The 23,720-nt window shown below is 50.1% G+C and carries 21 protein-coding genes; 11 read left to right on the top strand and 10 right to left on the bottom strand.

Translation table 11 applies throughout. The features are described from left to right. Window positions 1-163 precede the first annotated feature (163 nt). From ACXYMU_RS08550 to ACXYMU_RS08540, 3 genes are all read right to left on the bottom strand, one after another. A complete protein-coding gene (locus tag ACXYMU_RS08550; protein ID WP_458985955.1) occupies window positions 164-646 on the bottom strand; it encodes an ankyrin repeat domain-containing protein in 483 nt (160 codons plus the stop codon). 121 nt (window positions 647-767) lie between these two features. Next, window positions 768-1,259 carry a VOC family protein gene (locus ACXYMU_RS08545; protein WP_458985954.1) on the bottom strand — a complete coding sequence of 164 codons (492 nt, stop codon included), beginning with the start codon at window positions 1,257-1,259 and terminating at the stop codon, window positions 768-770. A 113-nt stretch (window positions 1,260-1,372) separates the two neighbouring features. Continuing rightward, the gene (locus ACXYMU_RS08540) at window positions 1,373-3,055 is read right to left on the bottom strand and encodes an alpha-amylase family protein (RefSeq protein WP_458985953.1); all 1,683 of its coding nucleotides are present in this window, start codon (window positions 3,053-3,055) and stop codon (window positions 1,373-1,375) included. Between the two features lie 134 nt (window positions 3,056-3,189). On the opposite strand from ACXYMU_RS08540, the gene ACXYMU_RS08535 reads away from it, so the two are divergent. After that, window positions 3,190-4,005 (top strand): MBL fold metallo-hydrolase, encoded by an 816-nt coding sequence (locus ACXYMU_RS08535; RefSeq protein ID WP_458985952.1) that lies wholly within the window; start codon window positions 3,190-3,192, stop codon window positions 4,003-4,005. Between the two features lie 70 nt (window positions 4,006-4,075). Here the strand turns inward: ACXYMU_RS08535 and ACXYMU_RS08530 are convergent, their stop codons facing one another. Next, window positions 4,076-4,291: a hypothetical protein gene (locus tag ACXYMU_RS08530; RefSeq protein ID WP_458985951.1), complete on the bottom strand. Its 216-nt coding sequence runs from the start codon at window positions 4,289-4,291 to the stop codon at window positions 4,076-4,078. Window positions 4,292-4,948: 657 nt separating this feature from the next. On the opposite strand from ACXYMU_RS08530, the gene ACXYMU_RS08525 reads away from it, so the two are divergent. The 5 genes from ACXYMU_RS08525 (at window position 4,949) to ACXYMU_RS08505 (ending at window position 11,437) form a co-directional block, all read left to right on the top strand. Next, a complete protein-coding gene (locus ACXYMU_RS08525) occupies window positions 4,949-7,288 on the top strand; it encodes a T9SS type A sorting domain-containing protein (protein ID WP_458985950.1) in 2,340 nt (779 codons plus the stop codon). A 350-nt stretch (window positions 7,289-7,638) separates the two neighbouring features. Then, window positions 7,639-8,730, top strand: coding sequence for a mechanosensitive ion channel family protein (locus ACXYMU_RS08520; RefSeq protein ID WP_458985949.1), 1,092 nt, complete (start codon window positions 7,639-7,641; stop codon window positions 8,728-8,730). Between the two features lie 45 nt (window positions 8,731-8,775). After that, on the top strand, window positions 8,776-9,762 hold the full coding sequence (locus ACXYMU_RS08515) for an aldo/keto reductase (RefSeq protein ID WP_458985948.1): 987 nt from the start codon (window positions 8,776-8,778) through the stop codon (window positions 9,760-9,762). 169 nt (window positions 9,763-9,931) lie between these two features. Beyond that, window positions 9,932-10,501, top strand: coding sequence for an inosine/xanthosine triphosphatase (gene yjjX, locus ACXYMU_RS08510; protein WP_458985947.1), 570 nt, complete (start codon window positions 9,932-9,934; stop codon window positions 10,499-10,501). A gap of 36 nt (window positions 10,502-10,537) precedes the next feature. Further along, window positions 10,538-11,437, top strand: coding sequence for an aldo/keto reductase (locus ACXYMU_RS08505; protein ID WP_458985946.1), 900 nt, complete (start codon window positions 10,538-10,540; stop codon window positions 11,435-11,437). Between the two features lie 85 nt (window positions 11,438-11,522). Here ACXYMU_RS08505 and ACXYMU_RS08500 read toward each other — a convergent pair whose 3' ends face one another. Further along, entirely contained in the window at window positions 11,523-11,825 is a 303-nt protein-coding gene (locus tag ACXYMU_RS08500) for a hypothetical protein (protein ID WP_458985945.1), read from the bottom strand. A gap of 221 nt (window positions 11,826-12,046) precedes the next feature. Further along, window positions 12,047-12,247, bottom strand: coding sequence for a hypothetical protein (locus tag ACXYMU_RS08495; RefSeq protein ID WP_458985944.1), 201 nt, complete (start codon window positions 12,245-12,247; stop codon window positions 12,047-12,049). Between the two features lie 816 nt (window positions 12,248-13,063). Between ACXYMU_RS08495 and ACXYMU_RS08490 the strand changes: the two genes are divergently transcribed. The 3 genes from ACXYMU_RS08490 to ACXYMU_RS08480 all read left to right on the top strand — a co-directional run bounded on the left by ACXYMU_RS08490 (window position 13,064) and on the right by ACXYMU_RS08480 (window position 18,123). Then, window positions 13,064-14,992 (top strand): PrkA family serine protein kinase, encoded by a 1,929-nt coding sequence (locus tag ACXYMU_RS08490; protein ID WP_458985943.1) that lies wholly within the window; start codon window positions 13,064-13,066, stop codon window positions 14,990-14,992. Window positions 14,993-15,174: 182 nt separating this feature from the next. Continuing rightward, complete coding sequence (locus ACXYMU_RS08485; protein WP_458985942.1) at window positions 15,175-16,440, top strand: YeaH/YhbH family protein; 1,266 nt, start codon at window positions 15,175-15,177, stop codon at window positions 16,438-16,440. Between the two features lie 165 nt (window positions 16,441-16,605). Continuing rightward, entirely contained in the window at window positions 16,606-18,123 is a 1,518-nt protein-coding gene (locus ACXYMU_RS08480; protein WP_458985941.1) for a SpoVR family protein, read from the top strand. A gap of 93 nt (window positions 18,124-18,216) precedes the next feature. Here ACXYMU_RS08480 and ACXYMU_RS08475 read toward each other — a convergent pair whose 3' ends face one another. Beyond that, the gene (locus ACXYMU_RS08475) at window positions 18,217-18,684 is read right to left on the bottom strand and encodes a MaoC family dehydratase (protein WP_458985940.1); all 468 of its coding nucleotides are present in this window, start codon (window positions 18,682-18,684) and stop codon (window positions 18,217-18,219) included. 540 nt (window positions 18,685-19,224) lie between these two features. Here ACXYMU_RS08475 and ACXYMU_RS08470 point away from each other — a divergent pair. Together ACXYMU_RS08470 and ACXYMU_RS08465 are read left to right on the top strand one after the other, a co-directional pair. After that, window positions 19,225-19,998 (top strand): M15 family metallopeptidase, encoded by a 774-nt coding sequence (locus ACXYMU_RS08470; RefSeq protein WP_458985939.1) that lies wholly within the window; start codon window positions 19,225-19,227, stop codon window positions 19,996-19,998. A gap of 100 nt (window positions 19,999-20,098) precedes the next feature. Beyond that, complete coding sequence (locus ACXYMU_RS08465) at window positions 20,099-20,308, top strand: hypothetical protein (protein WP_458985938.1); 210 nt, start codon at window positions 20,099-20,101, stop codon at window positions 20,306-20,308. 34 nt (window positions 20,309-20,342) lie between these two features. Here the strand turns inward: ACXYMU_RS08465 and ACXYMU_RS08460 are convergent, their stop codons facing one another. The 3 genes from ACXYMU_RS08460 to ACXYMU_RS08450 all read right to left on the bottom strand — a co-directional run bounded on the left by ACXYMU_RS08460 (window position 20,343) and on the right by ACXYMU_RS08450 (window position 23,704). Then, on the bottom strand, window positions 20,343-20,648 hold the full coding sequence (locus ACXYMU_RS08460; RefSeq protein ID WP_458985937.1) for a hypothetical protein: 306 nt from the start codon (window positions 20,646-20,648) through the stop codon (window positions 20,343-20,345). 50 nt (window positions 20,649-20,698) lie between these two features. Next, complete coding sequence (locus ACXYMU_RS08455; protein WP_458985936.1) at window positions 20,699-21,598, bottom strand: phosphorothioated DNA-binding restriction endonuclease; 900 nt, start codon at window positions 21,596-21,598, stop codon at window positions 20,699-20,701. Between the two features lie 438 nt (window positions 21,599-22,036). Continuing rightward, on the bottom strand, window positions 22,037-23,704 hold the full coding sequence (locus ACXYMU_RS08450; RefSeq protein ID WP_458985935.1) for an FAD-binding protein: 1,668 nt from the start codon (window positions 23,702-23,704) through the stop codon (window positions 22,037-22,039). Window positions 23,705-23,720 lie beyond the last annotated feature (16 nt).

The raw sequence follows: 23,720 nt of genomic DNA, 5'->3' as shown, positions 1-23,720 counted from the left end.
TTGGGAATAGGACAGAGGTTTGTAAGTAACAGGAGCTAACTTTTAAAAATTAACCTTCGGGCATGGATTTGCAATTTGATAGCCAAGAATGAAAAAGCGCTCCTGGTATACGCAGCTGCGTATACCAGGAGCGCTTTGGTCTCCGGTAAAAAAGGGGAAAAGGCTAGTCTAGAATTTTCAGGGCTTCCTGGTTGCCTTGCTGTTGCGCCAGTTCACGAGCCGTCAGCCCGCGCATATCCTTCACCGTTTGATTCGCACCGTGCACTACCAGCAACTTAACCAGCTCGTTTCTACCAAACAAGACGGCGAACATCAGGGCAGTGCTACCATTGGCGTTCTGAAGATCGAGCGAGGCACCGTGTTGTAACAGCATTTTAACAATCTCAAGGTGGCCTTTAAAGCTAACCCCCATTAAGGCCGTATTCCCGCTAAAATCCTGTGCATCCACATGGGCCCCTGCCTCAAGCAGCACTCTCGTTGCCTCCAGGTGCCCTTCATACGTGCTCAGTACCAAAGGGGCAAAACCGCGTTCATCCTTCATGTTCACATCAGCCCCCGCATCCAGCAGGTTTTTGATAGCGGCAGCATCTCCTTTCCGGGCAGCATCAAAAAGCTGTTCTTCGGGCTTTGTAGAGTTTGGCATCATGAGATTGTGTTGTTAAAAGTTACCAATGGTCTAAACTACGCTAAAATCAGGTCAAGGTATACCATGGGCAAGTACCCCCAGCATCAGGGAACAATGCAGGGAGGTGTGCCAGTTGCAAAATCTATTTCCTGTTTTTGGTTTTCCTGTTTGGCCTATCGTCGTTCACCTCTATCCAATGGCCATCGGGGTCCTGGAAGTAAACCTGTTTTACGCCGTCTACCCGTACTGTCGGGGCTTTGGCTGTGCCAGGCCAGTTGGTGTATTCCACCTGGTGCTGATCTAATTTCTTGATAAAATCCGCTACTGATAGAACACTAAAACACAAGTGGTTATTTTTATCGATAGTGAGGTTTTTGCCCTCTCCCTGAATCAGGTGAAGCTGGCCTGCGGCTCCGAGTGTAAACCAGGTATGGCGGCCGTCGTGGAAGGGCTCCGGAATCTCCTGCAGTTCCAGCACGTCCTTATAGAAGGCTGTGCTCTGTTCCAGGTCGTGCACATAAACAGCTATGTGATTCAATACAATGGGTGCTTCGGCTTTCTTTGCCTGCGCGAAAATATTGTGGCTTGTAAGGCATACCAGGCAAATGAAGGCCAACCGGATGATTTTTTTCATGGAAACGGGAACAGAAATGTATGGTGTAACAAGAAAACAAAAAACCTGCATAAACCCTGCATGCGCAGCAGGTTTTTTGACTTTCCCTTTATATATCGGATTACCTTACAGGATCATTTTTTATTTTTCTTTAACCCCTTGGTAGACGGGTCGTTGAACATCTGGTAGCTAAGGTCGCCGGTGCGGAACCAGCGATAGCCGTAGGCGTCCAGTGTGATAAACTGGTTCCCTTTCCCGTCTGCCACGCTTTCATAGTTGGTCATTAAGTCAATGAGTTTGTCGCCCTCGTTTTGATCCAGGTGAAGCTTTATTTCATGAGCCTTCTCCTCTAAGTTGTGCACTACAATGAGTGAATTGTCTTTCCACGTATAGCAGATGGCAAGCACTTCCGGACAACCGGTGTTTACCAGTTTCCATTTGCCCCAGCCAATTTCCGGGCACTCTTTGCGCAGCCGGATCATGGCGGTCATCCAGTTCAGGAGCGAGTCAGGGTCACGGCGCTGATCCTCCACATTCACATGGGTGTACGCATAGGGTCCTTCTGACACCACCGGGTGAATCAGCTTTTCGGCCCTGGAGAAGCCTGCCTGCGGGTCAGCAGACCATTGCATCGGCGTTCGGACCGCGGCACGTTCCTTCAGGCTCAAATCGTCGCCCATACCTATTTCATCGCCATACCTTATTACCGGGGTGCCGGGCAGCGAAAAGAGCAGGCTATAGGCCAGTTCTGTCTGTTGCCTGTTGCCCAGCATAGGAGAGAGTCGCCTGCGGATGCCCCGGTCATAGAGCTGCATGTTCTCATCCGGCCCAAAGCGTGCAAATACCTTCTGGCGCTGTTTCTCTGTCAGGCGCCCTAGGTCTAACTCGTCGTGGTTGCGCAGAAACTGCGCCCACTGCGAAGTAAAGAAATGTTCCTTGGTTTGAGTCAGGGCCTGTTGCAGGGGTTCGGTATCGGCAGTGGCAAGGGCATAGAACAGGTGTTGGTTCACGTAGAAGTTAAACATCATGTGGATGCCATCGCCTTCATGGCCGAAGTACTTTGTGTTTTCCTCCGGGAGCACGTTGGCTTCGCCGAGCAGAATAGCGTCCCCTTTGCGCCACTGCAAAAAGCGACGCATCTCACGCAGGTACTCAAACCGTAACTCGTGCTTTTTCTTGCCGGGGGCGGGCGTTTCCAGTACAAAGGGCACCGCATCCACCCGAAACCCGGCCACCCCCAGTTCCAGCCAATAACCCATGATGCGCTGCACCTCCGCCCGCACCTCCGGGTTTTCCATGTTCAGGTCAGGTTGAAATTTGTAGAACCGATGAAAGTAATAGGCCTTCGCCTTTTGGTCATAAGTCCAGGTCGCTTCCTGCACCCCCGGAAACACCATGCCTTCATTCCAATCCGAAGGCTTTTCCTTCGACCATACATACCAGTCGCGGTACTTGGAGTCGGGGCTGCTGCGCGATTCCTGGAACCAGGGGTGCTGGTCGGAGGTATGGTTCACGACCAAATCTATGATCACCTTGATGCCGCGTTTTTTGGCCTGGTGCATAAACTCCACAAAGTTCCCGCTAGAGCCGTGGCGACGGTCCACCCCGTAGTAATCATACACATCATAGCCGTTGTCTTGGTTGGGGGTGGGCTGGAAGGGGGCGAGCCATACCGTGTCGATGCCGAGTGCGTGCAGGTAATCCAGTCGCCGGGCTAGTCCCTCAAAGTCGCCGATCCCGTCGGCGTTCACGTCCATAAATGTTTCCAGGTCCAGGCTGTAAATAACGGCATTTTTATACCAGAGGTCCTCTATCATGTTGCTAGTTTGGTTTGGGTGCGGCATCTGTGTCGCCGGCACGATGGTTTATAAACACAGGTATACAGGCGTTATACCTCCAGTGGAATTTAAGAGTTGAAGAAAAGCCAAATTTCTGTTTACTTTGCAGGCATATGGCCCTCTCTTTCACCTCCCTGAATTCCGGCAGCAACGGAAACTGTTACTACATCGGTAACGACAAAGAGGCCGTTTTGGTGGACGTAGGTATCTCTTGCCGCGAAACGGAGAGGCGAATGAGCCGGCTGGGCCTATCGATGCAGCGCGTAAAGGCTATTTTCGTGTCGCATGAGCACTCCGACCACATCAAGGGCATTCCGGTCTTGGCCCGGAAGTATAACATCCCGGTATACATAACACCGCATACACAGTGGAACTCGCGCATCAGTTACGAAGGAGTGGAGATAAACTCTTTTTCGGCGTATGTGCCCGTGCAGATTGGCGGATTGACAATAAAGCCCTTTCCGAAATATCATGATGCCGCCGATCCGCATAGCTTCGTGGTGAGCGCTTCAGGCGTGAACATTGGCGTGTTTACAGATATTGGCGCCTCCTGCCAACATGTGATGGAGCATTTAAGCGAGTGCCATGCGGCTTTTCTGGAAGCTAACTACGACGAGGAGATGCTGGAGAGGGGCCGCTACCCGTATTACCTGAAGCAACGCATCCGGGGCGGACGCGGCCATTTGTCTAACAAGCAGGCATTGTCCTTGTTCTCAGCGTGCAAACCAGCGCACATGAGCCACATCCTGCTGTCGCATCTGTCCAAGGACAACAACTCACCAGCACTTGTCAAACGCCTTTTCGAGGCACATGCCAACGGCGTGGAAGTTACTGTGGCTTCACGCTACGAGGAAACGCCGGTATATACCATACATGCCACCAGTGCAGCGGTTAAATCCGAACCCGTGCAGCTCGCGCTGGACTTCTAATCTAGCCATGCTGTAACAGCACCTGCCAGGCCACTACTGGGTAGTGGCCTGGCAGGTGTGCTCAATGGACTTACACACTTTCTGAATAGGGTTGTGGGAAGGGTTGCCAGGCCTTTACCATCGAGAAACTATAGGTCTGGGAATTAGGTGCATCACTAATCATGATGCGGTTATTATCTATATACCAGCAGGCAACTACTTTGGGCGATCCGTGCTCAACGAGTGTTGCAAGAATGTGCTGACGTAAGTTGGGGGTCTTTTCGTTATGTTTTATCCAGGTTGACATAGCAATTGGGTTTAAAGGTGAATATGTTGGTTAGGGTGAACTACAATTTTCCCTTTCTAATTTATACGCAGACCCTTCAGAAATGTCAACTGATTTACCAGAATGGCTTTGTGTTTAAAGTACTGTTATACAAATATTTATTTATATATATTGAAAGTATTAGTGCAATTTTAGCTGTCTGTATTACAACCGCCTTATTCGCTATGTATAAGTATTGTTCAATAAATTAAGGTTTTTGTTTTGAGTCTTTTTCCAGAGAATAATTTGTGAATCAGACGCAGCAAGCAAAACAATAATTTGTGATTTAAGTATAATCAATTTGTTTTAATCATGCTGATTTTACAAAAGCTACACACGTTCAGTGTCCGATTTGGGATGCGCTGCAACTATTGTGGTTTTTGATTGCTCCGCCCTTAGGTACCCGCTAGAACTTTAACTTATACTCAAAAGGCTATGAACAAACGTTTACCAGTTTATCCAGGGCATATCATACATAAAGCCTTATTTACTCTCTTATTTTGTAAAAATATCAAGGAAATGCTGTTGCAGCTACCGCTTTTAATCGGTTTGCTATTCCTTTCGCATCTTGCAGCTGCTCAATTATCCCCATCATGGAAAACGCACATTCCGGAAACAGATGGGATGTGGGTAAACAGTATGCTGCATTCAGCCACTGACCAGGAGGGTAACTTACTTTTGCTAAGTACAAGAAAAGTTGTAGGCGCACAGGCAGTTCTCACCAAAGTAAGTGCTACTGGCAAGGTGCTTTGGCAAAATAACCTAAGGCAACAGGTAACCGGGGAAGACGAGATGCCTGAGAAAGTAGTACTTGATGCAGCTGGCAACATCTATGCCTTCGCGAAGACACGCAACCCAGAGGGTTACATGAAAGAAGCAGTCCTGGCTAAATTTTCCCCGCAAGGGAAATTGCTCTGGCACAAGATGCAGTTTCTGGAAGATGTGCTGGTGCAGGGAGAGTTTGTGTATGTTTTGGGAAATGCTTCACACAATGGTGTAAACCACGTATTGCTGCGCAAGCTAAATGGGGATGGACAAGTAATCTGGGAACAGCAGTATGCAGATGGCTTGGGTATAAAACTGGCCGTAGACCCTTCGCTGGGAGTGATTGTCGCAGGAACCAAACAATCGCATGTCCCTTATGAGAATACTAATCTATTGCTCCTGCGCTGTGCTGCCAAAGATGGCAGCCTTATTTTCGAGAAAACATACACCTATCAGTTTGCCACTTCGAAGTTCAACACTTACAATGAACCAGGCTTTCCGGCCGCTGTTCATGTAACAAGCACGGGAGCTATTAATGTATTAACCAATGCCTCCCCTGAACCTTACGTTTACAATGTGATTTTGCTGATAACCGACAGTGAAGGCAACAAGAAAGTGCACAAGCCAATGGGCCGTACAAACGAGTCTTTTGTGCGGGATGTAGCGTTTTCCCCTGATGGCGGCATTTATTTGTTGGGTTTAGAAGCCAAATATCGCAATGTGTTCGACTATTTCCTGACCCGGTTCAGCAGTAACGGGGAAGAGGAGTGGTACCATACTTTAAACAGCTATGATGGCGGAACAATCCGTGAAACAGTAGGCAAGCGCATTTCCCTGTCACGCTCAGGAAACATTGCGCTTTCAGGCCATCTGGGGCTGATGAAGCGACCACCGGCTTGGCTTGCGCCTCGAGAGTACCTGGAGCAACCAACGTTCTTCGTCCGTCAGTACGATGCAAAGGGTACCGAAACGGACGTGGTGGTCATGCCGTCAAAGCCAGATCAGATTTCCTCAGGCCTGTCGGTGAACTTTGATCTGGAAGATAACCTCTATGCGGCGCTTTTCGAGGAACACTTGCCGCAGGGTTCTGATAAAGGTACATTAACACTACACAAATACACTGCTACCGCAACATGCAGCACACCGGTTTCGGTGAAGCTAAGCCTGCCGCCCTTTGCCATGAAGGTGCGCGAGCAGGTGCGCACCACCGCCGACTTCGGCGCCTACAAGGAGTTGCAGGGGGCCGGGGTGCGCTGGTCGTGGGGCGACGGCACGGCGCCCTCTGTGGCCTACACCCTGCCGGGCAACCCTCGCGTCACAGGGCAGCACCGCTACGCCGCTGCCGGCATCCATACCGTGCAGCTCGACTTTGCAGAGAGTTGCCTGCGCCCGGGCTCAGAAGAGTACCGGGAGGAGATGGTGATCTTCGACCCGGCGGCCAGGGCGGTGTCCGGGGCCGGTTTGCTCTATTCGCCCGCCTCCCCGCAGCTAGCCCTGATGGGGGAGGCGGGGCCGACCGCCTTTGCCTTCGCGGCGCAGTACCGCGACGCCCACGCCAAGGCCAAGCCCTCGGGGGCGGCGCTGCTGTTGCTGGGGCGCAGCGTGCTCTTCAGCCGCAAGCTAGACTGGCTGGTGGTGCGGGGTGAGCGGGCGGCCCTGCAGGGCACCGGCAGCATCAACGGAGAAGGGCATTACCGCTTCGTGGCCACCATGGAGGATGCCGGCGGGGCGGGGCTGAACGACGCGGGCGACAAGCTGCGCCTGCAGGTATGGGACATGACGGCGCACGGGCGCCTGGTGTACGACAACTTCGCTGTGTCCGGGCCGCGCCTTAGCCTGGAGCAGGCACTTCCGGGCATCGGCCTGGGGCAGGTGGTGCTGCACGGGCAGGGCATGAACCCGCTGTTTGCCCAGCACCTGGCCCAGGCGGAGGCCGGCGGGGCAGCCCCGGAAACGGAGCTGGCGACCGCTTTTCCGAACCCGTTCCGGGAACGCGCCACCGTCTCGTTCGTGGCGCTGCAGGGTGGGGCCTATAGCGCCGGGCTGTACGACAGCCAGGGGGCGCTGGTGCGGCAGTTGGGCGAGGGAACAGCCCAGGCCGGGCAGCACCTGACCCTGGAGGTGGAGGCGGCGGAGTTAAAGCCGGGGCTCTACCTGGTGCGTATTCAAACTGAGTCAAGCCTCGAAACACTCAAGCTGATCTTAGAGAAGTAAGTTACTAACCTATACTACAGGCGGGCACTATAGCTACAAAAAACAGCTATAGCGCCCGCCTGTATTTTTATGTGAAGGTGGGTATTTTAAATAATTGGCAACAAATGCGCCGATGCCTGGTTAAAAATGCAATAAAAAGCAGCCCTATCGGATAGCCTTCTTCTTAAGTTGCCGTAGAAGATGTGTTGTGTGTGCAGGTATTTAGAACTTATGAATTTTCAGCCTCAGGTCATTTAAGGTTTTATTCGAGGCGACAGCGTTTTGCATCTGAAGCGAAGAATTGGTTAATTGTAAGTTTAAACTTCTGATACACCGCCAGAAGAAAGTAGCATTTATCAAAATTAATTAGAATGACAGAATTTTTAGAGAGAATTTATTGGCATAATTCAGTAAAGGACTACCTCATTGCAGCAGGCATTATATTGCTGGGGATTGTGCTCATAGGCTTTTTCAAACGAATCGTATTAACACGCTTACAGAAGTTAACCCAACATACCCATACCTCCATCGATAATTACGTGGTGGAGGGAATAGAAAGGTTTGGCGTGCCAGCCTTGTACATAGCCGTTATTTATGCCGGGATTAATTATTTATCCCTAACCAATAAAATGAATAGTGGGCTGCGTGTGGCTGTAACGGTGGCTGTAACCGTGCTGATCATCCGGTTTATATCCATGGCGATACTATTTACGCTGCGGTCTTATGTAAAAAAACAGTCGAACGGCGATGAAAAGGTGAAGCAACTTGGCGGCCTCATGCTGCTGATCAATGTGTTTATCTGGTTTGTGGGCATCGTCTTCCTCTTCGACAACATGGGGTATGACGTGACCACTGTGATCGCTGGCTTGGGTATTGGGGGTATCGCGATTGCCCTGGCGGCCCAGAATATATTGGGCGACCTGTTCAATTACTTCGTCATTTTCTTTGACCGGCCTTTTGAGGTGGGCGACTTTGTGATTGTGGACGATAAGATGGGAGTGGTAGAATATGTGGGCATCAAGACGACCCGGTTAAAAAGCCTCTCAGGAGAACAACTGGTGTTCTCGAACAGCGACCTGACGGGGTCGCGGCTTCATAATTACAAGCGGATGCAGCGCCGCCGTGTCTTATTCAAAATCGGGGTAACCTATAGCACCTCGCTCCAGAACATCAAGGAGATTCCGGTCTTGATCAAATCCATTGTGCAGTCGCAGAAGCTCACAGAGTTTGACCGCTCGCACTTTGCCTCCTACGGTGATTCCAGCCTTGATTTTGAGACGGTATACTACGTGCTCAGCTCCGATTACGGGGTATACATGGACATACAGCAGGCCATTAATATTCGGATTTTTGAGGAGTTCCAGGGCAGAGGCATTGACATTGCGTTCCCTACCCGCACGCTGTATGTCACGCAAGAGCAACCTGCCCTGGCAGCCGGCATCAACGAGGAGTATAGCCGCTAGGTCTGCGCGGTTTTATTTAGAGAATGTGATATTAGTAAATAAACTATGAAGTATAGAAAGTTAGGAAAAACAGGTTTTGAAGTGTCGGAGGTATCACTGGGTACCTGGCAGGTAGGTGGCAAATGGGGTGAGCCGTTTGATGAAAAGAATGCGGCCCGAATAATTAATGAGGCGATAGATGCCGGTGTTAATTTTATCGATACAGCTGACGTGTATAGCGCCGGAGAAAGCGAGGCCGCTGTTGCTAAAGTTGTGAAAAGCCGGTCAGAGAAAGTTTATGTCGCCACTAAATGCGGCCGCCAGATTCAGCCGCATACCGCTGAAGGTTATACCCCCGAGAAGTTGACAAGCTATGTTGAGGAAAGCTTGCAGAACATGAAGACCGACACCATCGACTTGATCCAGCTGCATTGCCCGCCCACTGAGGTATACTCCCGGCCAGAGATCTTCGGGGCTTTTGAGCGCTTGAAGGAGCAGGGAAAGATCCGAAACCTGGGTGTGAGCGTGGAGCTGGTGGACGAAGCATTGCTAGCCATGCAATACGCCAACGTGACATCGGTTCAGATCATTTATAACATGTTCCGGCTGAAGCCGCGGGAGGAGTTTTTCAGCAAAGCCAAAGAGAATAACGTTGGTATAATTGCCCGGGTGCCGCTTGCCAGCGGCCTGCTTACTGGCAAACTAAGCCCCGATACTACGTTCGGGCCGGAAGATCACCGGAACTTCAACCGTAACGGAGAAGCCTTTGATAAAGGCGAAACCTTCTCGGGCGTCGATTACGAGGTGGGTCTGAAGGCTGTGGAGGAGTTGAAAAAGCTTTTCCCGGGTCAGGAACCGCTTGCGGCATGGGCAATCCGGTGGGTGCTGATGGCCGATGAAGTGAGCACTGTTATTCCGGGTGCATCCCGGCCAGAGCAGGTCAATTCTAACATTAAGGCTTCTGCCTTACCTGCACTTAGCGCAGCGCAGATGCAGGGCGTAGAGGAGATTTACAATACCTATCTCAGACCATCGGTGCACGCAAACTGGTAAAATCAGCGAATGGTATAATCTCCTATTTACGCTTAATAAGGGGCGTGTTGCTGATTCCAGCGGCACGCCCCTTTTTTTGCTGAGGCCATTCTTTTAACTTGAGGGTAGGTTTTGAAATGGCAGCGCTGTAGCGGGCCAGACGAATTGATTGAAAGCATTATTTATACAGATGACAAAACACGTAAAGAAGGTAGTTGTAGCCTCCTTAAACCCAGTGAAAGTGCAGGCAGCGCTGGAGGGTATCCAGCAAATGTTTCCCAGCTATACCTGGGAGGCGCACCCAGTGGCGGTCCCATCGGAAGTAGCAGATCAGCCCATGACCGATGCCGAGACACTGAGAGGGGCCGAAAACCGGGTGAAGAATGCAAAAGAAGCCAATCCCTCCGCCGATCTTTGGGTAGGTATAGAAGGGGGTGTGGCACCGATGGAAGCAGGGCTGGCAGCATTTGCCTGGGTGGTGGTGCGTTCGGCAGAATTAGTTGGAAAAGCCCGGTCCGGCACGTTCTTTCTGCCTAAAGCTGTGGCGGAGCTGGTGGAACAGGGGATAGAGCTCGGCACAGCCGATGATATGGTTTTCCGTAAGCAAAACTCGAAGCAAGCGAGTGGGGCCATCGGGCTTTTAACCGACAATTCGCTGGACCGTAAAGCGCTTTATGCGCATTCAGTTATACTGGCGCTGGTGCCCTTCAAAAACGAATCGCTTTATGCGGCCAATGCAGCCTCCGCGTCATCAGACTAAACCAAAGCACATTATTTAACCTCAGACAACAGCGCTATGAAATACAATGCACTAGGTAACTCCGGAATCAAGGTAAGTGAAGTGAGCTTCGGTTGCATGTCGTTAGGCGAAGACCACGAAGCAAACAAAGCACTGCTGCATCAGGCGCTGGACCAGGGTATAAATCTGTTTGATACTGCAGACCTGTACCAGCAGGGTGAAAACGAACGGACAGTGGGCAAAGCTTTTCGGGGAATGCGCGATGAGGTGGTGTTGGCGACCAAAGTCGGAAATGAATGGCGACCAGACGGCAGCGGATGGGACTGGAACCCCACCAAAGCCTATATCCTGAAGGCGGTGGAAGAAAGTTTGAAGCGCCTGCAAACGGATTATATCGACCTGTATCAACTGCATGGCGGCACTATTGAGGACCCGATACACGAAACGATCGAAGCGTTTGAGGAGCTACGCGCGGCCGGTAAGATCCGGGCTTATGGCATTTCCTCTATCCGCCCCAATGTAATTCGGGAGTACGTGCAACATGCCGACCTGGCATCCGTGATGATGCAGTACAGTCTGTTAGACCGCCGCCCCGAAGAAAGCTGCTTCACATTACTGGAGCAAAATAAGATCAGTGTGCTGGCAAGAGGGAGTTATGCCCAGGGCCTGTTGTTGGGCAAAGCGCCAAAACTGTACCTGGGGCGTTCTGAAAGTGAGGTAGCTGCGGCGGCACAGGCAGTGGCAAACGTAGCGTCACAAAACGGAGAGATTCCTGCTGCGGTAGCCGCCCGGTTTGTCCTGCGCCAGCTGCCTGTTGCAAGTGCCGTGCTGGGGATACGCACAGAAGCTCATTTGCAGGATGCGCTGCAGGTAGCCAATGCCCAACCGCTAAGTCATGATTCAGTGACACAATTAACCACTGCTGTGTCACCCACAGTATATGAACAGCACCGTTAGCCAATCGTTATTTGGCATGTTGCGATATGGTTAGCTAAGTTGCTTGCTGCCTGCAGTAGATAAAGCGCACAAGCTAGTGAGGTAGTCAGGCGGTATTTCGTAGCTGGTCTTCCTGCGTTTCCATTTCCTTGAGCGCCCTGGCTTTAGGCTGCTCTAACGCCTGCTGCATATCAGTCGCTTCAATCTGTTTGTTTACCTGACTTGCCTGATGTACCAATGCCTGAAAGAGGCGCCGCTGGGTGCTGTGTTGCGGCAGGTATTCAGGATGCCACTTTATGCCTACTAGGTAAGTGGAGTCCATGCTTTCGATGCCCTGCACCACGCCATTCGCTTCCGGGCCACTACTTGCAGTCCTACACCAATGAAACGCGTTGTTGTGGTATGACAAATGGCTGAATCCCACACACGCCACCCGGGATATAGTACAGGGGAGCTTCTTGAGCACTAATCACTAATATTGTCTAAAAACAAAAAAGCGACAGTTTCCATTTTTCAGGATACTGCCGCTTCAATGCGAAAATATTATTTTCAACTTTTAGCCATTCTTTTATACGGGGCTACGGGGTGTAGGGTTTAGCTTCAACTAAAAAAAAACTTTTTTAGAGTCAGTTATTCTTCACCGCCCACTTTTTCCTGTTCCGGCAGCTCATTATAACCCGTCATGTTTTTCTTTTTGTCACCCTCTTTTGGTAAATATTCCTTACCTACTTTTCCAGTTTCAGCGTTGGCAGGAGTGTGCTGGCCTTGCGTGCCTGTTACGTGCTTCCCCTCTTTCTCAACAGCTTGCGCGCTTTTCTTATTTTCTTCCATAGCTTTTTCTTCTTAAGGTTTAAAACGTTTGTTCTCTTTATATGTGATTCAGCAAATTTAGTTTTATACCCCCTCCATGGTTTGTGACTGGTAAGTTAAAGCTACGGGCTCTGTAGCCAGGATTTCCAGCATTTGACCAGATTGCTATTGCATAGCAACCAATCCCTTCTTCCTTGAGGCAAAAATTTAAAATATGAATCCGAAAACAATAGCTAAAGTCTTAAAAAAACTTTTTCTCGTATAATACTGAAACATCAGGCATAATATTTTTAAGAAAGAACTGAATAATATTTCAGATGAAGCTTCATAAAATATTATCGATATTGAATTTAAAAATTCCCTTTTCTGTTTCTAAGATAACGCGCTTTGTGCCGCAGCTTCTGTGAGCTTAACCGAAGCTTTCAGATGAGCCTGTTACAGTTGGGCCGGGTATAACACAGGGTAAAAGGCTTTCGGCGTCAGGTGTGAGCATCTGCGTAAGAATGACTTCCGGGCCTTAAGAGAATGAAGGCTGCCCTGATTATCCAGGCATTGTCTCAGCTGCTTTAGGATAAATATTGCAGTTGGATTTTTACCTGTTACACTGAAACTACCTTGACTGTCTTACATGCATTAAGTAAGTTTCAGATAGCAACAGCGTCACTAAGGTGGCAGACCGATGCCACCGTTGAATAATGAATTGATACTCATAACAGCATTCGCTATGATGAATATAGTCTTTTAGCAGTTAGTTGCTTCCCAGGAATACATGTTGCGCCGCTGCTTTGGCTACAGATTATAAAATGATTCTGAAAACGTTTTAAAGTTCCACCCTCTATGAACATTTTAGAAAAAATCAAAACCAATTACAGTGCTTCTTCTAACGAGATGACAGTAGCTGCCTACCTCGAGGAGTGCAAGAAGGACCCGCAGATGTATGCGAAGCCCGCAGAAAGAATATTAAATGCCATCGGCGAGCCGGAGGTGGTGGATACCCGCCAGGATCCGGTGATGAGCAGGATTTTCTCGAACCGCCGAATCAAGGTATACCCTGCTTTCAAGGAGTTTTATGGCATGGAAAGCACCATCGAGCAGATCGTTTCTTACTTCAGGCACTCTGCACAGGGCCTGGAGGAGAAAAAGCAGATCCTGTACCTGATGGGGCCTGTTGGCGGGGGTAAAAGCTCGCTAGCCGAAAAGCTGAAGCACATGATGCAGCAAAACCCCATTTATGTGCTGAAGGCTGGCGAGGAACTCAGCCCGGTTTTCGAAAGCCCGCTTGGTCTCTTTGCCGACTATGCCGATGAACTGGAGGAGGAGTACCATATTCCGAGCCGCTATGTGCCCGGTTGCATGAGCCCCTGGGCCTCGAAGAGGCTGCGCGAATTCGACGGCGACATCAACCGCTTTAAGGTGGTCAAGTTGTTCCCATCCATACAGGAGCAGATTGCCATCTCCAAGACAGAGCCAGGGGACGAGAACAACCAGGACATCTCGACGCTGGTAGGAAAAGTGGATATTCGGAAATTGGCTGAATTTCAGCAAAGTGACCCGGACGCTTACTCTTATACCGGTGGCCTTTGCCTGGCCAACCAGGGCCTGCTGGAGTTCGTGGAGATGTTTAAAGCGCCTATCAAAGTGCTGAACCCGCTCCTGACGGCCACCCAGGAAAAAAACTACAAGGGTACTGAGCCTATTGGCGCTATTCCGTTCGACGGCATTATCCTGGCGCACTCTAACGAGTCGGAGTGGGCGAAGTTCCTGAACGACAAGAAGAACGAAGCCTTTCTGGATCGTATTTACAAGGTGCAGGTGCCTTATTGCCTGCGCGTGAGCGAGGAGATCAAGATTTATGAGAAGCTGATCAAGGAAAGCTCGCTGAAAGACGCGCCTTGCGCCCCGAAAACTATTGAGCTGCTGGCCGAATTCTCAGTGCTTTCACGCCTGAAGGAGCCGGAAAACTCCAGTATCTACTCCAAGATGCGGGTATACAACGGCGAAACGCTCCGGGAAACTGACCCCAATGCCAAGTCGCTACAGGAGTACCGCGACGATGCCGGCATAAATGAGGGAATGCAGGGGATTTCGACTCGCTTCGCCTTCAAGATCCTTTCCAAGGTATTTAACTTCGACAGTGAGGAAATTGCCGCTAACCCGGTGCATCTCTTATATGTGCTGGAGCAGGAGGTCATCAAGATGATGCTGCCGCCTGAAACTGAAACCAAGTACCTGCACCTCATCAAGTCGTTGCTGGCCAGCAAGTATGCTGAGTATATCTCCGACGAGATTCAGAAAGCCTACATTGAGTCTTATAGTTCTTACGGCCAGAACATCTTTGAGAAGTATGTGGTGTATGCTGACCATTGGATGCAGAATAACGACTACCGTGACCCTGACTCCGGAGAGATTTTCGACCGCAGCATCCTGAACGCCGAACTGGAGAAGATTGAAAAGCCGGCGGGTATTGCCAATCCAAAAGACTTCCGAGCGGAGGTAACCAACTTCACGCTGCGCTACAAGGCCAACCACAGTGGTGAAAGCCCGCGCTGGGACTCTTATGAGAAGATAAAGTCGGTGATCGAGAAGAAAATCTTTACCAACACCGAAGACTTGCTGCCAGTGGTCTCTTTCACGGTAAAAGCCAATGAGGAGGACGAGAAGAAGCACAAAGATTTTACCAAGAGGATGCGCGACCGCGGTTATACCGATAAGCAGATCAGGATTCTTGTTGACTGGTTTATGCGCGTGCGTAAAACCATGTCCTGATAGGGGTGAGAAAGATTTGTGTCTGGGAGTCAGAAAGTTGAGGAAGTAGGGTACAGCAAACTGGTAACTGTTCCTGTGTCAGGTATAAAACCTGTTCATGTATCCCCATCTCTTGATTTTCTACTCTCAAGCACACGCACCCTAAACTCTTTGACTTACAAACCTTCTAACGCCCAACTTATATGAGCCATATCGTTGATAGAAGAAAGAATGACAAGGGGAAATCCACGGGTAACCGGCAGAAGTTCCTGAAGCGCGTCGAGCACCAGATCAAGAAAGCTATACCGGACGTGATCAGCCAGGAGAGTATAAAAGATACTCAAACGGGCGGAAGCGTGAAGGTGCCGGTGCGCGGCCTGGACGAACCCAGCTTCCGGCATGACCCCAAAACCGGCAGGAAGCAGATCGTGAAACCGGGTAACGACAAATTTAGTGAAGGCGACCGCATACCCAAGCCCAAGGAAAATGGCGGCAGCGGAAAGGGTAAAGGTTCAAACAGCCCGGAGGTAACAGAGGATGAGTTTACGGTGGTGCTGTCGCGGGAGGAGTTTCTGAAGTACTTCTTTGATGACCTCGCTCTGCCCAACATGGTGAAGAAGATGATGGAAAGCACCGAGAACTTTTCGCTGCGCCGTGCAGGCTATACCAAAGACAGCGTGCCCTCCCGACTTAACATCAAAACTAGTTTCCAGCAGTCGTTGGGCAGGCGCATGGCGCTCAAGGGTGTGTTGGAGAAAAAGCTGAAAGCACTGGAAGAGGAACTGGCCGCAACAAAAGGGAAGGCCGCCAAAGAAGCGTTAGCGCTGCAGGTAGAGCAGGTAAGGCGGCAAGCCCAGACCATCCCTTTTTTCGAAGACATCGACTTGCGCTATAACAATTTTGAGCGGGTGCCTGTGCCGATTACCTCTGCGGTCATGTTCTGCATCATGGACGTGTCGGCCTCCATGGGGCAGCACGAGAAGGACATTGCGAAACGCTTTTTCACGCTGCTCTATATCTTCCTGACCAGGCAGTATAAGAACGTGGAACTGGTGTTTATCCGGCACCATACCGAAGCCAAGGAAGTCAGCGAGGAGGAATTTTTCAACTCCCGGGAAAGCGGCGGTACCGTAGTGGCCCCCTCGCTGAAGCTGATGGAAACCATCATGCGGGAGCGCTACGATGATACCTGGAATGTGTACTGCTGCCAGGCTTCTGATGGGGATGTATGGTCGAAGCAGGATGCCCTGGAATGCAAGAAACTGCTGCAGGAGCATATCCTGCCTGATATCCAGTACATGGCCTATATCGAGATCAGCAACAAAGCCAAAGAGAGCGACCTGTGGCAGGCCTACCACCGCATCAGCAACGACGATGAATTTGCGATCCGGCATATTTACGAACCCTACGAAATCTGGCCCGTGTTCCAGGGGCTTTTCCGGAAAAGTAAAGAGGCTGTGATGGGATAATGTATGGCGTGTTCTGTCAACAGGAAAATTATGATTTTGGGGATCATAAACTTCCCAGATTCAAAATCACTTTTTAAAAGGGAAGTGGCAAGAGGAACCGTTGGCTGAAAAAGTAATAACAGAGGTAATGTGCTACTCAATTGGTGATATTAACCCAGCAACAACATGAAAGATACTGAAAGATACAAAGCGATGTTCTGCAATCCTAACTGGGACTATGACACGTTGGAAGCTGCGGATGAAGTGATCAGTAAGATTGGGCGGGAGTACCTGAAACTGAAGACCTATCCTAACCAGATTGAGATCGTAACTTCTGAGCAGATGCTGGATGCCTATTCCCTTACCGGCTTGCCCACCTCATACCCCCACTGGAAGTTCGGGAAAGACTTTGTGCTGAACCAAAACAACTATACAAAAGGCCGCATGGGGCTTTCCTACGAATTGGTAATCAACTCCAACCCCTGCATCAGTTACAACATGGAGAACAACTCTACCTGTATGATGCTGCTGGTGATTGCCCACGCCTGTCAGGGCCACAATGCCTTTTTTGCCAATAACTACATGTTCCTCGACTGGACTTCTGCCGACTCCATTGTGGACTACATGGTGTTTGCCAGGGATTTTATTTTGAAGTGCGAGGAAGAGTTCGGCGAAGAAGAAGTAGAGCGGGTACTGGATGCGGCGCATGCGCTGATGTACCACGGGGTAGACAAATATAAAAAGCCCTCCAAGCGGTCGGCGAAAGAAGAGAATGAGCGGTTGAAGATGCTGACTTCTGTGAAACGCGAGAATTACAACGTGATCTGGAAAACGCTACCCAAAACCCCGGAAGTGCCTGAAGGCGTGGTAGGAGGCGAAGAGCAGCGCTTCCCGAAAGAGCCGGAGGAGAACATTCTTTACTTTATTGAGAAATACGCCCCGGCCTTGCCTGACTGGAAACGGGAGATCATCCGAATAGTGCGGAAGGTGTCGCAGTATTTTTATCCGCAGGCCGCCACCAAAGTGATGAACGAGGGCTTTGCCACCTTCACGCACTACCACATCATCAACAAGCTGTTTGACGAAGGCTATGTGAATGATGGGTTCATGCTCGAGTTCATCAAGAGCCACAGCGGCGTGCTCTACCAACCCGAGTATAACAGCAAGTTCTACTCCGGGCTGAACCCCTATACCCTCGGCTTCAATATTTTTATGGATATCAAGCGCATTTGCCAGGACCCGACGCCCGAAGACCGCCTCTGGTTTCCGGGTTTAATTGGGAAAGACTGGCTGGAGCAGGTGCACTACGTGATGGAGAACTTCCGGGACGACAGCTTTATACTGCAGTACTTGTCGCCGAAGGTGATACGCGATATGCGCCTGTTCACTATTGTGGACGATGAGCACGAGGACGTTTACGAGATCGGGGCCATTCATAACGAGCGGGGCTACCGCAAGGTACGGGAGCAACTGAGCCAGCAATATGAGCGCTCGAATTTTGTGCCTAACATACAAGTCACCAAAGTAGACCTGCACAAAACCAGCAAACTCTACCTGACGCACTACATTCAGAAAGACCGCCGCCTGGATGCGGATACCGCTATGGCAACCTTGGAGCACATCAAGTCCCTGTGGGGCTTCCCGGTAGTGCTGCACTCCAAGAATAAGCTGGGCATCAATGAGAGCACCCTGGAAGTAAAGTAAGGCGCGCTTCAGGTCTTTGAACTGGACAAGGCGAAAGCTGAAGGGACTCACAGCACTGACATGCCAGCTGGCGCATGATACAACCCTTCGCTTTTAACTATTGAAGTGGTATAGGAAAGTGATGATACCCGTATAAGCCGGTTTTTTACTGTCTTTAATTTCCAGCGTTACCTCTAGCCGGGCTTTGGCAATACCGCGTAGGTCTTTCAACGAAAGCAGTTTAGCACGCAAGCGCACAGCGCTGTTCACCACTACGGCCTGGTTAAAGCGCAGCGACTCAATTTCATAGTTCACCTGCATTTTCAGGTTCTGAATGCTGGCAATTTGCGACCACAGATAAGGCAGCAACGATACCGTCAGGTAGCCGTGGGCGATGGTGCCACCGAACGGAGATTCTGTCTGGGCACGCGCTTCGTCCAGGTGAATCCACTGGTGGTCCAGGGTAGCGTTGGCAAACTGCGTGATTTGCGCCTGCGTGATGGTGTGGTAATCCGACACGCCCATTTCCTTGCCTTCGTATTGGGCAAGCTCTGCCAGGCTACTAATGGTTAATTGGCTCATGGTATAAATGCTAAGCTTTGCGCTAGGTTCCGTCTAAATTTAAAAAAGTAAATATACACTTTTACAACTTATAGCCGCAACAATTGAGTACCCGCGCACAGGAAGAATACGCCCGTAAAAGAGCGAGGCACAAGGTTTTTATACCCTGTGCCTCGCTTTGTTTTAGTCGTAGCTGTTCTTTTTCTTTTCAAGCTTAGCCGCCTGCTTTTCCTTAGGCGTTTTCGCTGCTTTTTTCTTGACGTCTTTCTTTGCGTCTTGTGACTTTCCCATAATACATCATTTAATTTAAAGGAAGATACGAGTAATTTAAGTGCTATACGTAATGTTATCCCACTTTTTTGCAGAAATCTTATTTAGTTTCCGCCATTTCAATACGTTAGGTACGCGGTATTATTAATGCTTTATTTTTCCTCGGTTCGTCATACCCAAACTTTTAGAGATGTATTGGCTATCGATTTACAGTAGCAGAAGTAGCACTTTGGACTTTCAATCGCGTATATCCTATAAGAATGGTTTAAATTTAAATTGTTTAAACACTACATGAAGGTCCTCAAAATTGGTGATAAAGGTGCTGATGTAAAACGGTGGCAGTTCTTCCTGACCGGCCAACTCCTGAACCCAGGTGCAGTAGACGGCCTGTTTGGTGACATGACTAAGAAAGCGACGGAGGCGTTTCAGGGATTGTATGGGTTGCAGCCCGATGGTATTGTAGGAAACAGAACCATGGGAATGGCGATGACCCTGGGTTTTGGCTTGCTGGACGACGACCGGCAGGGGATACTAGGAGAGCATTGGCCACCAAAACCAAATTTTCGCCCTTTGATAAGCCATAGAGACCGCGCCTCTATTTTCGGGCATTTCAGATATAAGTCGCAGCCCCGGCCCGACAATCCCGAGCATATAGAAGTGCTGGATAATTGGGCGCACCAGCATATTGTGCGGGTAGAGGTACCCCAGTTGGCGCGGGTAATGGGGGGAGTGGGGGTATACTTCCATCGGATGGCAGCTGCACAATTGCAGCAGCTTTGGCGGGAGTGGGAGCAGCATCACCTGCTGCGCCTTGTCCTGACCTGGCACGGGGCTTATGCGCCGCGCTTTATCCGAGGCAGCCGCACCCAACTTAGCAATCACGCTTTTGGCACCGCATTCGACATTAACTATGCCTGGAACATGCTGGGAACGCAGCCTGCCCTGGTCGGTCAAAAGGGTTCGGTTCGCGAACTGGTAGCCATCGCGAACCAGAACGGCTTTTACTGGGGCGGGCATTTTACCAGATCAGACGGAATGCACTTTGAACTGGCATGGGTACGCTGATTGGGGGATACAATACTATAACTGGCTTAGGGTAATGGCTTGCCTAACATAAGGTGCGCCCATCCCTGGCAAATAGCATACACTTTAAAATTATGAGAAGTTGAAAAATAAACTGTTTTTATGCAAGTGGGGCGATTGGGATGACCATGGGATAAACGCCTATGAAGCGCGGGAAAAAGAGGTAACGGAGAATTACTTTACGGAAGAGAACGGTTATGAGGCGGAAGACCGCAACGCGATCATCACGCTGGATGTAGGGGAGCAGTATGATGTGTCTTCGGGAAACCAGATAGTGGAGCGGCTTAAGTAAATCGTTTCTACGAGATCATTAAGTTCATTCCAATTTAGCTGACGTGTACCTCCAGTTCATTCGCATCGAGGCCCAAGGCAATGCCTTGCAGCAGAATTCTGCTGTTGGGGTGGGCGGGGTCCTGTAAATCCTTCTCAATGTCGCTGATGGTGGTCTGCATCGGATCACCGGCGAAAAAGCGGAACCACAGCGTTTTCTCCGTGTCTTCCTCGTCCTCAGACTGCACCTGAAGTTCTATTTCGCGCAACCGGCTCATGAGCGTAGCCAGGTTAATCTGCTGGTCCAGATAGGCATTAAATGCATCCTGTGCAATGGTGGTATAATGGGGAAGGTGCGGCATATGTAGGGGCTTTAATGCTGCAAGATACAAATACCAAAAAGCTTTCTAAGCTAAGAATTACGGTAATCTCCTTTAAAAACCTCGTTCACGTGCCATGTCGTGAATTCAAGGTTAGGGTATAGCGATTTCTTTTGGGGAGGCTTAATTAACTTTCCTTCGTGTCGCAGTAGCCATTCTTCAGCGCCAAAGCCATTCACTTCGTCGGAAACCCGCAACATAAGATCAGGGGTGACTGTAAAAGCACCCATATCAAAAAGCTTATGATGCGTAGCACACAGCGCCAATCCGTTTACCTCAACGTCGGGGCCACCAGCTTGATGCCACATGATATGCGCTGCTTCCAGGGCCAACAGTTGATGCCGCAGCCGTACGCTAAACCCACAAACGGCACATTGGTACCCATAGGCTTTTAAGATAATGTCCCGAAAAAGCGGATCTCGTTTCCGTTTCTGTTCTGTGATATGGCTAATTGCAGGTGTAAGACTTAAATCTAAACCAACTGCATCCAAAATATTCTGGTGTAGTGTTTCAGGAAAATTCTGTTCAAGAATGATTACTGCAATGTTTTGAAGTAGTGCTGGGTTTTGTTTTAACTGTTGTGTCACATGTTCCGGAAACTTACCTGCTAAATGGTGTTCGCGTAGAAACTTTGAAGTATAATCTTGCTTTGTATCAATCAGAGCCGGTTCGTTCAGCTGCCAAAGCCCATCATTTGCCAATTTTGTAAACGGGAAGTTAGGGTAGTAGCTCTTCCTGTATGGACCAAAATCAATGAGCAGATCCTTTAGCTTTGGTTCTATGCTAGTATAAGGTATAAAGCCGATGTTCCCTCGCTGAATCTCGCCCAAAGCTATCAAAATAAGCAATGGCTTGTGCGGTGCACGGGTGCCTTTGCTTTTCCAGGTGTTGATGTTCTGGAACTGGGAAAGGAGGTCCTGAAATCTATTCATTTGGGAATAAACCTGTTGTAGTTGTAGAATTAAAGGGGCACATTGCGAGGCAACAATTGCGGGACTGAGATTAAATCTTTTTCGTATTGTTTGATTTTGCTTTTAAAGTTAAGAACATGCTCTGATAGTTGCTGAGATTTTAATTTTCTAAGCTGCGGCATTTTTATTCACACACGCTTCAAAAGCTTTATTATGGATCGATTGATTCCCTGTGGTGGGGCTTTACAATATGATATGACCAGCAATAAAAGAAAAGTACTTCTCTACTAAAAAAATGCTATTCAAATTAAAGAGGAAGAGAGCTATATTTTCTGAAAATGCTTGGATAAACCGAGCCATAGGTATGAACATGCGTGAAGGGTGGCTCAAAACCGTCACGTGGTATACCTTCTCTCCCCAGTACTTCCAAGGCTATACCCCATCACCGCTTAGCAAGCCTTAAACAAAAGGCCCACCTCCTGGAGTGATGACATCCAGGCCGCACTGCTTCATGAAATCATTTGTGAATACCTGCTGGGTGGAGGGGTCGAGGAGGAAGGCGCGGCTCTGCAGCCATTTGTTCACCTGCTGCTGGCCATACATGCGGCGCACTCTTTCGGGGTTCAAAATGTAGTTTAGCTTACCCCAGTGCAGGGTATAATCAATCCTGAGCGCCTCTAGTTGCAGCCATACCTTGGTAAAGAAATCCCGGGTAATGTTCGCATCCACGGCATCCATTTCCAGCACACAGGTTTTGGCATATTTCGTGAAGCCCAGCAGGGCCGGAGTGCCCTTTACGAAGCGCAGGGCAATACCGCCGGCAAATGGCTGCCGCTTGTTCAGCTCCAGAATTACCTCAATGACCCTGAATACGTCCTGGGTGGAAACGGCCAGGGCTGCACTGGCAATCTGCCCCCGAAAGCGGGTATGGCGAAACGTCTCGCCGATGGTGAGCGGCTTGGGTTGGGCTGCCCGAAGCGTGCGCTCGAACAGCGCATTCACCAGAGGCTTGATCAGGTGCATGTTAACAGTTGGCCCAAGCCTATCCAGCGTTTTGGAGATAATGCCGTTCAGGTCGGGGCTAAAGGTGCGGCCACTTTCTAGGCTGTTATGCACAGGCCGGTAATTAGGTGGGCAGGGGATCTTATAGAACGTGCGGATGTAGATGCCTTTCTCCTTGCTGCCTTTTTCGAAGTGGTGCGGGTTAATGGCAACTTCCAGGTGGTATAACTTTTTAGTAGGGCTTTCGGCAGGCATCCTCACCTTCTGATTTTCGGGCAAGGGGCTTTCGTCGGCCAGCCTGTTCAGGTATGTCCGTAGCGCTACCATGTCCTGCTCCTGAATGGCAGCTTGCAGGGTGGGGGTATAGGGTACATGGTCGAAGCGATACTCTTCCAGCAAAAACAGGGGTTCCGTTTCGATCAGGATGCCATGAATGATGCCGAAGCTACCGAAGCTAACTACCGCAGCGTTAAACAGGTCATCGTCGCGCAGGATTTGGGTGCCAAGTGCCTGCGCGAAGCTCTCGGATACCACGGGCCGTGATGCCCGTTCCAGCCACACATGGCTGTTGGGACCAGTAATCAGGTGCAGGCCCACAATACCGTCGTGCACCGAGCCGGTATACAGGGCGCCGCCGTGCGTGTTGGTTGCCGTAGCGCCCGCCAACGACTGCCCGTTGCTACCCCCTGAAGCTTTGATGCTACGCCTGAACTGTAGTTCCAGCACTTCGTTCAGCTCCAGGATGCTAATGCCGCCCTGCACAAAAAACACGTCCTCCCTGGTTTTTCCGCTTTGCAGGTATTCCCGCGAAAGCGATGCGTTAGCCATCTGGAATCGGAGGTTTAGTGCCCTGGTGTTCAGCATCCCCCCGTTGCACACCGCTACCGGCGAGAACGACCAGTTGTTGCCCATGGCCCGGAAGGGCGTACGGGTACTAATGGCTTGCCGGATAAGCCACTGCATGTTGGCAGTGGTGGCGTCATAGTCTGCCAGCCGGGAAGCATTGGAGTTGATGCGCAGGGTATAGGAGGCATTCGGTTTAAAGAAATGCACAAAGTTCTCATGGGCGTTTCGCCAGGGGCTTGCCGGGTGAAATGGTTCGATTCCTTGGGGTAATGCAGGCATAGGCTGGGGATATAAA

This window comes from Pontibacter sp. CAU 1760 (assembly GCF_054482735.1).
Note: the sequence above shows the minus strand (reverse complement) of the source record. Positions and strands in the feature narration are given on the sequence as shown.